At 35.9% G+C, this 13,828-nt stretch carries 8 protein-coding genes; 4 read left to right on the forward strand and 4 right to left on the reverse strand.

The window, feature by feature from the left end:
• Positions 1–2: 2 nt before the first annotated feature.
• The 4 genes from CLV33_RS15655 to CLV33_RS15670 all read right to left on the reverse strand — a co-directional run bounded on the left by CLV33_RS15655 (position 3) and on the right by CLV33_RS15670 (position 10,150).
• The gene (locus CLV33_RS15655; RefSeq protein ID WP_105474686.1) at positions 3–3,317 is read right to left on the reverse strand and encodes a SusC/RagA family TonB-linked outer membrane protein; all 3,315 of its coding nucleotides are present in this window, start codon (positions 3,315–3,317) and stop codon (positions 3–5) included.
• 246 nt (positions 3,318–3,563) lie between these two features.
• Positions 3,564–5,216, reverse strand: coding sequence for a RagB/SusD family nutrient uptake outer membrane protein (locus tag CLV33_RS15660; RefSeq protein WP_105474704.1), 1,653 nt, complete (start codon positions 5,214–5,216; stop codon positions 3,564–3,566).
• 20 nt (positions 5,217–5,236) lie between these two features.
• Positions 5,237–8,374 (reverse strand): SusC/RagA family TonB-linked outer membrane protein, encoded by a 3,138-nt coding sequence (locus tag CLV33_RS15665; protein WP_105474687.1) that lies wholly within the window; start codon positions 8,372–8,374, stop codon positions 5,237–5,239.
• Positions 8,375–8,491: 117 nt separating this feature from the next.
• Positions 8,492–10,150: a POTRA domain-containing protein gene (locus CLV33_RS15670; protein ID WP_105474688.1), complete on the reverse strand. Its 1,659-nt coding sequence runs from the start codon at positions 10,148–10,150 to the stop codon at positions 8,492–8,494.
• A gap of 270 nt (positions 10,151–10,420) precedes the next feature.
• On the opposite strand from CLV33_RS15670, the gene rpsL reads away from it, so the two are divergent.
• The 4 genes from rpsL to rpsJ are packed head-to-tail and all read left to right on the forward strand — an operon-like array spanning position 10,421 to position 13,739.
• Positions 10,421–10,795: a 30S ribosomal protein S12 gene (gene rpsL / locus CLV33_RS15675; RefSeq protein ID WP_042245171.1), complete on the forward strand. Its 375-nt coding sequence runs from the start codon at positions 10,421–10,423 to the stop codon at positions 10,793–10,795.
• Between the two features lie 20 nt (positions 10,796–10,815).
• A complete protein-coding gene (gene rpsG / locus CLV33_RS15680) occupies positions 10,816–11,292 on the forward strand; it encodes a 30S ribosomal protein S7 (RefSeq protein ID WP_042245173.1) in 477 nt (158 codons plus the stop codon).
• Positions 11,293–11,295: 3 nt separating this feature from the next.
• Positions 11,296–13,422 (forward strand): elongation factor G, encoded by a 2,127-nt coding sequence (fusA, locus tag CLV33_RS15685; RefSeq protein ID WP_042245175.1) that lies wholly within the window; start codon positions 11,296–11,298, stop codon positions 13,420–13,422.
• An 11-nt stretch (positions 13,423–13,433) separates the two neighbouring features.
• Positions 13,434–13,739 (forward strand): 30S ribosomal protein S10, encoded by a 306-nt coding sequence (gene rpsJ, locus CLV33_RS15690; protein WP_007650482.1) that lies wholly within the window; start codon positions 13,434–13,436, stop codon positions 13,737–13,739.
• The last annotated feature ends 89 nt before the right edge of the window (positions 13,740–13,828 follow it).

The raw sequence follows: 13,828 nt of genomic DNA on the forward strand, positions 1-13,828 counted from the left end.
AATTAAAATTTCACTCTAGCTCCAAGAGTTATTGTTGTTGCTGGCGCGTAAATTTGACGGGCAGAGTTACCAACTTCTCTAATAGATGGATTAAATCCGTCTCTAGCAGTTTGTATAAATAAGTTGTCTCCTGATATCCATAAATTCACAGTATCTAGACCTGCTTTAGCAACGAAATCACTTGAGAGCGTATATCCTATTCTTGCATTATTTAGTGCTATATAATCAGTGCTAATTATAAATCTAGTAGATGTAGATGTTGCATTAATAATTGCATTGTCTGATAATAGTGGGACATCAGTAATGTCTCCAGGGTTTTGCCATCTTCTTAAAATATCTGAGTGGTAGTTATTTCCTGCTGCACCAAAACGATCACTCATTAGTTCAGCATATTGTGCATCATATGCCCATCCACCTAAACTGTAGGTAAATTGTGTAGAGAAGTCAAAGCTTTTAATTCTTCCTGTAATTCTAAATGCACCTCTAACGTCTGGGATAAAAGACTTATCAACAAACACTTGTGTAGCATCTCCCCAAGTTTTGGTAATGGTTTTCTTGATGTTAGCATCAGAACTCAGCTGTCTGTATTCATAAAGTGTTCCTGATGAGTTAGCGTCACCACCATTTCCATCATCTACAGAGAAGTCGTTTTCTCCTGCATCAAAAACGCCATTGTTATTCGCATCATCATAATATTGATACCACATTGGAGCACCATCAGCTGGATCTACACCTGCGTATTCTCTCATCCAAAAATCGAACATAGAACGTCCTACCGCAAAACCATAATTACCATCTTCACTAGAACCGGTATCTATAATTCTATCTAAACCAGTTGAAGGGTTTACAGGCAGCTTACGGAATTCATTATGCAAAAGTTCTCCGTTCACAGATACATCTAACTTAACATCTTTTGTATTTATTACATGCCCTGTTACGTCAAATTCTAAACCAGCATTAAGTATTTCACCGTCATTAACTCTAATGAATGCTAAACCGGCAGAAGACCCTCTTCTTTGATCGAAGAATAAATTGTCTGTGTATTTGCGATAATAATCAACATTAACATCTAAGTAATTACCCATACTTAGTTCTACACCTGCTTGTAACATTCTAGAAGTTTCCCATGTTAAATCTGGATTACCAAAAGTATCTGGGTCAATAGCCAATGCACCACCTACTAGGTTTGTGTTAAATCTATCAAAGGCAAGTGTTGTAGAAACTCCTTGTTGATCCCCAGTGATACCATAAGATGCTTTAACCTTTAAATATGATAAAAAGCTGTCGCTCATAAAGTCTTCAGCACTTACTACCCAAGCAGCACCTAAAGATCCAAACGTACCCCACTTGTCGTTAATAAAGCGAGAAGAACCATCTGTTCTAAGAGAACCTGTTAAGAAATATTTATCTGCAAAGTTATAGTTTACTTGCCCGAAATAAGACTCTAAACCAGATGCATTTTCGTAGCCGTCAGAAGGCGATACAACTTCAAGATAGTTACTTAGGTTGTATACTCCAGGCAAAATAACATTTTGCTTAAATTGTCTTGATTGTGTAAAGCTCGCTTCAAATGTTTCATGAGCAGCTAAAACCTCTAAATTATGCAATCCAAAAGTTTTTTGATAACGCAACAACTGAAGGAAAGTTTGAGACCATCTAACTTGATCTGTTACTGTAATATTACCTTTAGTGTTAGCTCCTGTACCATAAACATGGTTACTAGCATTGTTCCTTCTAAAGAAAGAGTACTGTCCACCATAAGTAGTTTCAAAGTCTAAATCTTCAGTTATTTTGAAAGTCATATTAATGTTACCATTGAAGGCATGAGTATCTCTACCATCAAAATCCAATATTGCAGAACCAACAGGGTTTAATAAGTTCGCATTAGGGCGGTTTCTAACAAAAGCTCTCGAAGGATCAGGAGTAGTTGTTCCAGTAGGCGAACCATAATCATATTGAAAGCCACCATATATTGGGTCTGGTATTAATTCACCACTGTTAGGGTATCTTGCAAAAACAGGATAGATAGGTGCCATCTTATCAGCAAATTCAAAAATATTTTCAGACCCATCTATTTGTCCATTATTTGTAGTTATAGAATTGGCATAATTTAAATTACCTCCAATTTTTAGCCATTCTTTTACATCAGTATTTAAATTTATTCTAGCTGAATATCTTTTAAAATCAGAATTTATGGAATATCCTTCATCATCTAAGTATCCAATAGCGGCAAAATATCTAGTTTTATCTGAACCACCGGAAAATCTTATGTTGGCCTCTTTTCTAAAACCAGTACCAAACGCTTCGTCTGCGTAACGTTCTGGCGTGAACAATCTATTAACACCATTTCTTACAGTTCTTGTACTAGGGTCTATTAAATCTGCACCAGTGGCAGCATCCCACATGTTGTAACCTGCACCAATACCATTATCACCCAATAAAGTATTGTTTGCAAAAGCTACAGGATCGGCATTTCCAGTAACAACACCTCTGTTATAAAGACCTTCCCATACTAAGCCAATGTATTGCTCTGGAGAACCTATAACATCGTAACGAGGTATTATTTGTTTGTTAATACCAGTTTTAACATCAATTTCTATTGAACCTTTTTCTGAAGCTGATCCATTTTTAGTTGTTATTAAGATAACACCATTAGCACCTCTTGATCCATAAATGGCTGTTGCTGTCGCATCTTTTAAAACTGTAGTGCTTTTAATGTCTGCTGGGTTAATGGAGTTTAGCTCAAAAGTTCCTGAAAAAGGAACTCCGTCTACAACATAAAGCGGAGCTCTGTTCCCCAGTGGAGAGCCATAACCTCTTACACGAACTGTAGCAATTGTACCTGGTTGTCCTGATGTGTTAATTACTGTAACACCAGCTACCTCACCAGCAAGAGCCTGTGTAACGTTAGTGAAGTTTTTAGCTTCAATATTTTCTGTGCTTATTGATGCTGCTGTACCAGCAAAAGATTGTTTTGTTGCGGTACCATACCCAACAATTAATACCTCCTCGAGAGATTCAGCATCTTCTGCCATAGTAACATTAATTGTGTTAGATCCTCCAACCTTCGCTTCTTTGGTAACATAACCAACAAAGCTAAATACAAGAGTTGCCCCTTGGTTTGCTTTAATTGAGTATTTACCATCGAAATCGGTAGAAGTACCACTGGTTGTACCTTTAACTAAGACAGTTGTTCCTGGTAATGGTAGCCCATTTTGATCGGTAACAACACCAGATACTGTCTTTTCTTGTGCAAAAGAAATATGCACGACAAACGCTAGTAGTAGCGTTAGAATTCCACTAAACTTTGTTTTCATGTTATAATTATTTGAATTAGTCAATGCCAAAAATCATAAATAAAAGTTAACAAAGCAACAAAATTGCGTTAAATTTGATGTATTCTCTAAAAATTAGTTGCAAAAAGCGCTTTTTTCGTGTCTGTTTTGTTTAAGAAAAGCCAAATTTGCTTATAAATTCTTTTAATTAATGCTCTGAAATATTCTTAAAAGAAAAAGAGACTACTGTTCAGTAGTCTCTTTTAAGTTTAATAACTTACAAATGCTTTATGGATTTTGGTCAGATGGACTTAAGTTTGGATTGGCATCAATTTCTGCTTGAGGGATTTTAAATATCCAATCGTCGTTAACGGAAGGTTTGTCTTGTTGATAACCATCCTGATATAGAACTGCTGATGCTCCAGAACCTCCATCGGCTGCATGGTCGATACCTTCGTCCCAACGAATTTTATCAGTATAACCAAAACCTTCTCCCCATAGTTCTAAACGTCTCTGAAACTTTATTTGTTCCATCATAGATTCTTTTGTGTTAAAAACAGTAACATCAAAAGCGCTATCACGTTCATTACCAAGTGGGGCTAATGCAGCTTGTGCACCTGGAATATCATCCATCATAGCCATTGCTTCTGCCTCTATAAGGTACATTTCTGATGATCTCATATAAATAATGTCGTCTGGTAGTATACCTCCTGGCGTTTTTTGTCTCATTTTTACATGCATATATGGATGTGTATTATGGGCAGAAGTCCAACCCCATTCGTTAGCTAATCTGTCAATTTCTGCTTCAAACTCTTCCTCTGTAGTGTATAAGGGGTTTGTATTGTTGTCCCATCCACCCATGTTATTTGCGGCTGAGTTATTAGAGTTAGGAGCGTCAATTAGAAACATATCTTTTCTGTAGTCGGTGTCAGGTGCAGCATCAATTAATCTTCTGTCCGCAATTTTTGGATTGTTCCTAACTTGACTACCATTAAATGTATTGGACATTAAATAGAAATAAGAGCGGAAGAAAGTGGTTTCGGTGTCTAGTACAACACTCCCCCATATAACTTCAGGTAAATCTACAGTATTAAATCCAGATTTCCAGTCGGCTTCATCCATAATGGGGTAGCCTTCTCTAGCCAAAACAGCTTCTCTTGCTGCGGTTTCCCATTTACCCGTGTTTAGCGCAGCTCTTGCTTTAAGCCCGTGTGCAGTATTAACATTTAGTTGAGATTTATCGTCTCCTCTATCTGTAGCACCATCAAAAGCAGCTATTGCATCATCTAAATCAAGAAAGATTTGGTTATAAATATCTTGAACTGTTGATCGTGGTGCACTGGTGTAAGGAGCGGATGTGGAAAACAATAAAGGTACTCCAGGGTCTGTACTTGGATTTCCAATTAAATACCCTTTAGCAAAATGTTGAACTAAAGAAAGATAAGCATAAGCTCTGTAAGTATAAGCTTGTCCTAAAATTTCTTTTAACCTAGCGTCTAGTGTTAATGACCCTCCTTCAATTGTATTGATAATTGAATTGGCATTTGCTATGATGTTATAACGGTGATACCATAAAACAGTAACAGTTATATCTGTTTCTAGAGTATGATTTTGCCATTGCATTTCATCTCTCCATCCTAGGTTATTGGCATTGGCGCTATGTATAATGCCTCCTGAAATATTATCGCCCATAGGAACCCAGTAATGTTCCCCGGATCTAGCACTATCACCGGTATCTCCTGGGAGAATAGTTTGAGACTGGGCAAATAGAGTTCTGTGCATTCCATTGAGAATCAATGCCATGTTTTCAGCTGTTGCCAGCGCATCTGCTGCAGATATGGCATCTGTTGGTTTTGTTTCAAGAAAGTCTTCTGAACAAGATGTTACTGTAATAGCTAATAATACGAGTAACAATTTTTTTATGTTTAACATATTTAACATGTTTTTAAAATTATTTTTCACTAAAAAGAAGCATTTACACCCACAGAGATTATTCTCGATGGATTAAATGAGTTACCTGCCGATGTTCCCGCTAAACTAAATTGAGGGTTAAGACCAGATCTTTCAGTATTAATAAACAAGTTCTCTCCGGTTAAAGAAATTCTTAAGTTGTTAACACCAATTTGTTCTGATACACTTCTACTTAAGGTATAGCCTAAGCTAACGTTTCTAAGGCTAAAAAAGGAAGCGTCTGTTAAAAATCTAGTTGATTGTGTAAGTACTTGGTCGTTACTGCCTTGCTCTAACCTAGGTACATTTGTAATATCTCCAGGTTGGCGCCATGCGTTTAAAATATCTGGATGGTAAGAACGACCAAAAACGCCCGTATGCATCATCGCTGAATATGCATTATCTAATACCTCTCCGCCTATGCCGTAGGTAAATAAAATATCTAATGAGAAATTTTTATAAGTAAAGGAGTTAGATATTGATCCTAAAAGGTCTGGTATAGTTGAAGCTCCTGTGTAAGCTCTTTCGGTTTCTTCCCAGTCGTTTGTAGTTTCATGATTTCCGTCTGCATCCAAAACAGGTATACTTTCGCCGTCATCATCAAACTCATACATATAGAATAAGGCATCACCATTGTCTGGGTCTACACCAGCAGAGTGTAATAAATAAAATTCGTAACGAGATACACCCACAGCCCATCTTTTTGATCCATTAATGGAAGGGTTTTCTATATTGGTGATCTCATTTTTAAATGTAGAGGCCTGTAAGGTTAAATCCCAAGTAAAATCTTTTTGCCTAAACAGGTGTGCTGTTAAACCTAATTCAAATCCTTCATTATACATCTCTCCTAGGTTTGTAACAAACTGGTCAAAACCGTTACTTAAGGCTATTGGTAGTTCAAAAAGTAAACCAGATGAATTTCTCCTGTAATATTCAATGCTACCATCTAAGAAGTTGTTAAAAAGACCAAATTCTAGAGCAACATCGTAACTTTCTAAAGACTCCCACTCTAAGGCACCATTTCCAAGATCAGACCACCATATTCCTGGTTGGTTTGCATTGGCGGTTAGAGAATATCTAGCTTGAGACAAGAAGTAATCTCTTGGATTACCTAGGTTGTCATTACCAACCTCTCCATAAGTTGCTCTTAGTTTTAAATTGTCTACAAAAGACACATTTTCCATAAATCTCTCTTGATCGATTCTCCAAGATGCACCTACAGAATAAAAAGTACCCCATCTAACATCTTGGTTAAATATAGAAGAACCATCTCTTCTTATGGATGCACTTAAATAATATTTGTCGTTATAATTGTAATTTAATCTTGCAAAAAAGCCTTCTAGTCTGTAATTTGTAGTAGAACCACCAATACTTGTAGGGCTTGCAAAATTATCAAATTCATAAATGCCCTCTGCCGTTTGCTCTGTAGCTTGTGCATCAAAAGACGAGAACGTACGAGCCAAACTCTCATGACCCAAGGTGAGATCTAAATTATGTACGTCGTTAAATATTTTAGAGTAATTTATTACTTGGTTAAAATTTTCAATTTGTCTTCTAAATCTTGTTTCAGAGAATCTCCCTGTAGGTTGGGCGTCACCAATAATATTGTTTTCGTATTCTTTCTCAACACCTTCATTAATATCTCTACCGTAAGTTATCTTAAAGTTTAACCCATCTAGTATTTTAAAATCAGAGTAGAATCTAAAGCCGTAAGTGTTGTCCCTGTCTCTTTCATCATTTAGTATTAGCTCTTGCAGCGCATGGCGCCCTTGGTTTATAGGCCTTGTGCCGATATTAAATTCTGAAAAACCTTCCCCGTTATCAAAAACAGGGTTACCAGCTGCATCTAGTACTAGGTTTCCATTTAAATCGTTAACATAAACAGGGTATATGGATCCTATGTTTTTTGCGAATCCAAAAGGGTTGACGATACTTGTAGTGTTAGCAGAACTAGGAGCAGTAGCTTCAGTAATGGTGATGTTTGCGCTACCACCAATTTTTAGCCAATCGTTAACATCAAAATCAGCATTTAAACGAGTTGTTAAACGATCGAATTTACTTCTAATCACATAACTTTCTTCGTCAAGGTAAGATGCTGAGAAAAATACTTTATGATTATCCCCACCGCCAGCTACATTAATGTTATAATTGGTTCTCGTACCTGTACGCTGAAGTACATCGTACCAATCTAAACTCTTGTAAATAACATTTGCATTAGGATTTAATCGTCCGTCTGTACCAACTATTTGATCATTAGGGACATCAAAAGGATTGTAGCCTAATTGGTTATAAATATTATCAGTAGCAAATTGTGGATCTCCACCTCCTGCACTTGAATTTTTAAGAGCTTCCCACATGGTTTCGTAATATTGACCAGGTGTAACCTCATCGTAAAAAGGAATACCAGTGGTGACAGCACCCACTTGGGCACTTACATTAACTCTAATGCCTCCTTTGGTACCTTTTTTTGTTGTGATGATAACAACTCCGTTAGCAGCTCTGTTGCCGTATAATGACGTAGATGCTGCATCTTTTAATATGGTAAAAGATTCAATATCTTCTTGGTTAATTGTATTAAGTGCACCATCATATTGTACACCATCTACAATAAACAATGGAGAAGTGCTTCCTTGAAGCGTTCCAACTCCCCTAATAATAATGTTTGGAGATGCACCTGGACCACCAGCCCCCGTTGTAAACTGAACACCTGTAGCACGACCTTCTATTGCAGCAATAGGGGACGTTACATTTCTTATTTCTAGTTCTTTGGAACTTATTACGCTAGCAGAACCCGTAAAGGACTCTTTGGTAGTTGAACCATAAGCTACAACAAGAACCTCTTCTAATGTTGAAGCGTCTTCAGTTAAGGTAACATTAACTGTGTTCGAACTACCTACTTTAACTTCCTTTGAGGTATAACCAAGAAAACTAAATACCAGAGTTGCTCCTGTATTTGCTTTTATTGAGTAGTTGCCATCAAAATCTGTTGAAGTACCATTAGAAGAGCCTTTTACCAAGACTGTGGTTCCGGGAAGGGGTAGCCCGTTTTGATCGATTACTTTTCCTGAAACTGTCTTTTCTTGAGCAAAAGATACTTGCAGGACAAACGCCAGTAGTAGCGTTAAAAATCCACTAAACTTTGTTTTCATATTGTAATTTATTTGAATTAGTCAATACCAAAAATCTAAATAAAAAGTTAATAAAACAATTAATAATGGTTAAAACTTATAGTTTTGGCTAAAAAACTGAGAATAATTCAATAATTTCTAAAAATTAGCTATTAAACTTAAATGAATCTTAGAATTTGATAACTTGAATGTTTGATTCTCATTTTTGCCATTAGCGTAGTTGAATTTTAATATTCCAGAATTGGTAAGAATTCCAAAACCAAAGCCAAATCCAAAAAGTTTTTCTTTGGTTTCTAAAGACTTATTTTCAAAATACGCAAAGTCTGTTATGGAGTGTATGTATATAGAATTGCTTATGCGGTACCTGTATTCGGCATTTAAAACACCAAAAAGGGATGCGAATAAACTGTTTTCTTCAAAGCCTCTTATAGAATTGATACCACCAAAGCGTAAAAGTTCGTTTTCAAAATAATTGTCAGAGCTTAGGTTTGAAACATCAATATTCGCATAAATGCTATTTTTTTCGTTAAGTTTAAAATTATTGAAAGCATTAAGCGTAATTAAAGATTGGTTTGTTTTGATATTGGAGGATGTTCTGTTACCAAAATTAGATTCTAAAAAAAAGTTTGATTTAATAGGAAACAAAACATCGTAAAATTGAGGTTTTAAATAATGGTACGATATTGCAAAGTAATTTGAGTTGTAATCTTGAAGCGCAACCACGGTATTCTCAGAGCGTAAGTTGTTAGACTCTATACTGGAAATACCGACTGAAACTTTATGTAAGGGGTTAATTTGGTAATTTATTTTTGCTTTTTGGTCAATAGTTGTAAAAGAGGAATCTTTCTTAAATATTCTCAAGTTTAAATCAATCCCAACAGGAGAGTTAAATATGAAGGGTAGGCTTAAAGTGGCATCAAAAGTGTCTTGGTCGTTTTCATCGCTTTTGTAAAGCAAGCTAAATGTTTCGCCATAATTTAAATTGTTTATAAGTCTTAAGTTTAAAAAACCATCAAATTCTAATTTATTGGTTTCGTCGTTAGTGCCAAAGCCCAAAAAGCCATCAAATGTGTTGCTTTTAGATTTTTCTACATATATATATAATGATGTAGAGTCTTTTTGAAACAAAACTTCAGGAGGCTTTACTTGTTTAGCAAACCTTAAGTTATTGAGTTGTTCGGTTTTCTTTTCAATAGTAGACAAATTAAATGTTTGTGATGTTTTTAGTTTTAGATAGTGCTTTAAATAAGATTTAGGAAACTTATTGTAGCCTACAATTTTAATATCATCAATAGTCCTTCTTGTTTTGTTAGATAAAACTAACAAATCAGCTTTCAGGTTAACGCTATCTTTCTTCTTAATATTCGAGAGTTTTAATTTAGAAAAAGGCTTCCCTTCGTTTGCGAGTTTAGAGTTTAAAATGTCCAGTGCAGATTTAACATTGGCAATATTCGTAACAAAATAGTTTTTGGTAACCTTTTTTGATATAGACTCTAAAAAAGATGTATTTACATCTTGGTAGTTGTAGTATATATATATGGTATTAAATTTTTGTTTTAAATGTAGTTTTGCTGAGAAAACAGAATCGTTGGACTTTTTTATGTTAATAAGCCTGTTTTCTATAAAGCCTAGAGTGTTCAAATAATTTCTTAGCGAATCTATTTCGTTTTTTACAGATAAGTAATTATTATGTGTTTTAGAGTAACCAATAGCATCAATTGTTTTAGTTTCGTCAATCGTTTTTCCGGTTATTTTTAGGTGTAAATTTTGGGCATGACTTTCCGAAAAAAAAAGCATACACATAAAAACAACAAAAAAATAAGGCTTACACACAAGTAAAATTTTCTAAATTCAATTAAAGTTTGGGTTTCAATGGTTTAGTTCTATGGCTTTTACTGCCCGTCTTTAAGCTGTAAAACTAAAGGAAAAAGAACACATATAATATGTTGTAAAAATTTTATTTTAAAAAGTATTCAAAATTAATGAATTAGGATTTGAATAATTAATTTTAATTTCTACCTTTGCAGCCCTCTAAATAGAGGTTAATATAATTTTATAGTAAAATATATGCCAACAATTTCACAATTAGTAAGAAAAGGAAGAGCCAAAATAACCAAGAAGAGTAAATCGGCTGCTTTAGATTCTTGTCCGCAAAGACGTGGTGTATGTACTCGTGTTTATACAACAACACCAAAAAAACCTAACTCAGCAATGCGTAAGGTGGCAAGGGTGCGTTTAACAAACGGTAACGAGGTTAATGCATACATTGGTGGTGAAGGACACAATTTACAAGAGCACTCGATAGTATTGGTTAGAGGTGGAAGGGTAAAAGATTTGCCAGGTGTTAGATATCACGTTGTTCGTGGGGCTTTAGATACAGCAGGTGTTGCTGGAAGAACCCAACGTAGATCTAAGTACGGTGCTAAACGCCCTAAAAAGTAATTAAACTTTAAGAAGAAGACATGAGAAAAAGAGCAGCGAAAAAAAGACCACTTTTACCAGATCCAAGATTTAACGATCAATTGGTGACACGTTTTGTAAATAACATGATGTGGGATGGTAAAAAGTCTGTAGCCTTCAAAGTATTCTATGATGCTATTGATATTGTAGAATCTAAAAAGACTGACGAAGAAAAATCTGGTTTAGAAATTTGGAAAGATGCCCTGTCTAATGTGATGCCGCACGTAGAAGTACGTAGTCGTCGTGTAGGAGGAGCAACATTCCAGATACCTATGCAAATACGTCCAGATCGTAAAATTTCAACCGCCATGAAATGGTTAATTGGTTATGCAAGAAAGCGTAATGAAAAATCTATGGCACAACGTTTAGCTTCTGAGATTTTGGCAGCAGCCAAAGAAGAAGGGGCGGCGGTTAAGAAAAGAGTAGATACTCATAAAATGGCAGAAGCAAACAAGGCATTCTCTCACTTTAGATTTTAAGACATGGCAAGAGATTTAAAATTCACTAGAAATATAGGTATTGCTGCACATATTGATGCAGGAAAAACAACAACTACAGAACGTGTTCTTTATTACACAGGTGTATCTCACAAAATTGGTGAGGTACATGATGGTGCTGCAACAATGGACTGGATGGAGCAAGAGCAAGAAAGAGGTATTACTATTACTTCTGCTGCAACAACTTGTACTTGGAAGTTTCCACTAGAAAATGCACAACCAACACCTGAAACTAAAGATTATCATTTCAATATAATTGACACACCGGGTCACGTTGATTTTACCGTTGAGGTAAATCGTTCATTACGTGTGCTAGATGGTTTAGTGTTTTTGTTTAGTGCGGTTGATGGCGTTGAGCCACAATCTGAGACAAACTGGAGACTTGCCGACAACTACAAAGTGCCACGTATTGGTTTCGTTAATAAAATGGACCGCCAAGGCTCTAACTTTTTAGGTGTTTGTCAACAAGTAAAAGACATGCTTAAGTCTAACGCTGTCCCAATTGTTTTAAACATTGGTGATGAGGCAGACTTTAAAGGAATTATCGATTTGGTTAAAAACCGTGCTATTGTATGGCATGACGAAACTCAAGGGGCGACCTTTGACGTGATTGATATTCCAGAAGATATGAAAGAAGAAGCGCGTAAGTATCGAGCACTTTTAATAGAAGAAGTTGCGACTTACGATGAGAACCTTTTAGAGAAATTCATGGAAGATGAAGACTCTATTACAGAAGAGGAAGTGCATGCTGCACTTAGAGCTGCTGTAATGGATATGGCAATTATTCCTATGATTTGTGGTTCTGCTTTTAAGAATAAAGGAGTACAGTTTTTATTAGATGCTGTTTGTCGTTATTTACCATCTCCATTAGATAGAGATAATATTGTTGGGGTAAATCCAGAAACAGGAGAAAAAGCAGTGCGTAAACCAAGCGCAACTGAGCCATTCTCTGCCTTAGCATTTAAGATTGCTACAGACCCTTTTGTTGGTCGTTTAGCTTTCTTTAGAGCGTATTCAGGAAGATTGGATGCTGGTTCTTACATATTGAACAACCGTTCGGGTAAAAAAGAACGTATTTCTCGTATCTACCAAATGCACTCAAATAAGCAAAACGCTATCGATTTTATCGAGGCAGGTGATATTGGAGCAGCAGTAGGATTTAAAGATATAAAGACAGGTGATACCATGTCTGATGAAAAACATCCTATAGTTTTAGAATCTATGGATTTCCCAGACCCTGTAATTGGTATAGCCGTGGAGCCAAAGACCAAAGCAGATGTTGATAAATTAGGTATGGCATTAGCTAAGTTATCTGAAGAAGATCCAACATTTACTGCTAGAACTGATGAGGCTTCAGGTCAAACTATCATTTCAGGAATGGGTGAGCTTCACTTAGATATTATTGTGGATCGCTTACGTCGTGAGTTTAAGGTTGAAGTTAATCAAGGTCAACCACAAGTAGAGTACAAAGAAGCTATTACGCAACGTGCTGAACATAGAGAGGTTTATAAGAAACAATCTGGTGGACGTGGTAAATTTGCTGACATTGTATTTACGTTAGAGCCTGCTGAAGAAGGTAAAACAGGATTAGAGTTTGTATCTGAGATTAAAGGAGGAAACGTACCTAAAGAATTTATCCCTTCAGTTGAAAAAGGATTTAAAATGGCTATGGTTAACGGTCCTTTAGCGGGTTATGAAGTTGATGCGATGAAAGTAACCTTAACTGATGGGTCTTACCATGATGTGGATTCAGATCAATTATCGTTCGAATTAGCTGCAAAACTTGGATTTAAGAATGCTGCAAAAGCTGCTAAGGCTGTAATTATGGAACCAATAATGAAGCTTGAGGTAATTACACCTGAAGAAAACATGGGTGACATTGTAGGTGACTTAAATAGAAGAAGAGGTCAAGTAAGCGACATGGGCGATAGAGCTGGTGCAAAAACTGTAAAAGCTACTGTACCATTATCTGAAATGTTCGGATATGTTACTACACTAAGAACATTGTCCTCAGGTCGTGCTACATCAACAATGGAATTTTCACACTATGCTGAAACCCCTTCTAATATTTCAGAAGAGGTAATTAAGGCAGCTAAAGGCGTTGAAGCTTAAAATTTAAGAAAATGAGTCAAAAAATCAGAATAAAACTTAAGTCTTACGATCACAATTTAGTAGATAAATCTGCTGACAAGATTGTAAAAACAGTAAAAAGTACTGGAGCTGTAGTAACGGGACCAATTCCATTACCAACGCACAAGAAAATTTTCACTGTACTACGTTCTCCACACGTAAACAAGAAATCAAGAGAGCAGTTTCAATTATCATCTTACAAGAGGTTATTGGATATTTACTCTTCTTCATCAAAAACTATTGATGCATTGATGAAACTTGAGTTACCAAGTGGTGTAGAAGTAGAGATTAAGGTGTAATTCGAAATTCAGAATTCTGAATTCAGAATTATAAAACATGTCCCACCGATGCGGTCGCGGGAAAAACGGAAAAAATACATTTCAGGGAC

It is taken from the genome of Jejuia pallidilutea, assembly GCF_002973595.1.
GTDB lineage: Bacteria > Bacteroidota > Bacteroidia > Flavobacteriales > Flavobacteriaceae > Jejuia > Jejuia pallidilutea.

Excerpts from the sequence above, each read along its gene's own strand:
- rpsJ (WP_007650482.1), top strand. The coding sequence starts at position 13,434 with ATGAGTCAAAAAATCAGAATAAAACTTAAGTCTTACGATCACAATTTA.
- CLV33_RS15665 (WP_105474687.1), bottom strand. The coding sequence starts at position 8,374 with ATGAAAACAAAGTTTAGTGGATTTTTAACGCTACTACTGGCGTTTGTC.
- rpsG (WP_042245173.1), top strand. The coding sequence starts at position 10,816 with ATGAGAAAAAGAGCAGCGAAAAAAAGACCACTTTTACCAGATCCAAGA.
- CLV33_RS15670 (WP_105474688.1), bottom strand. The coding sequence starts at position 10,150 with ATGCTTTTTTTTTCGGAAAGTCATGCCCAAAATTTACACCTAAAAATA.
- fusA (WP_042245175.1), top strand. The coding sequence starts at position 11,296 with ATGGCAAGAGATTTAAAATTCACTAGAAATATAGGTATTGCTGCACAT.
- rpsL (WP_042245171.1), top strand. The coding sequence starts at position 10,421 with ATGCCAACAATTTCACAATTAGTAAGAAAAGGAAGAGCCAAAATAACC.
- CLV33_RS15660 (WP_105474704.1), bottom strand. The coding sequence starts at position 5,216 with ATGTTAAATATGTTAAACATAAAAAAATTGTTACTCGTATTATTAGCT.
- CLV33_RS15655 (WP_105474686.1), bottom strand. The coding sequence starts at position 3,317 with ATGAAAACAAAGTTTAGTGGAATTCTAACGCTACTACTAGCGTTTGTC.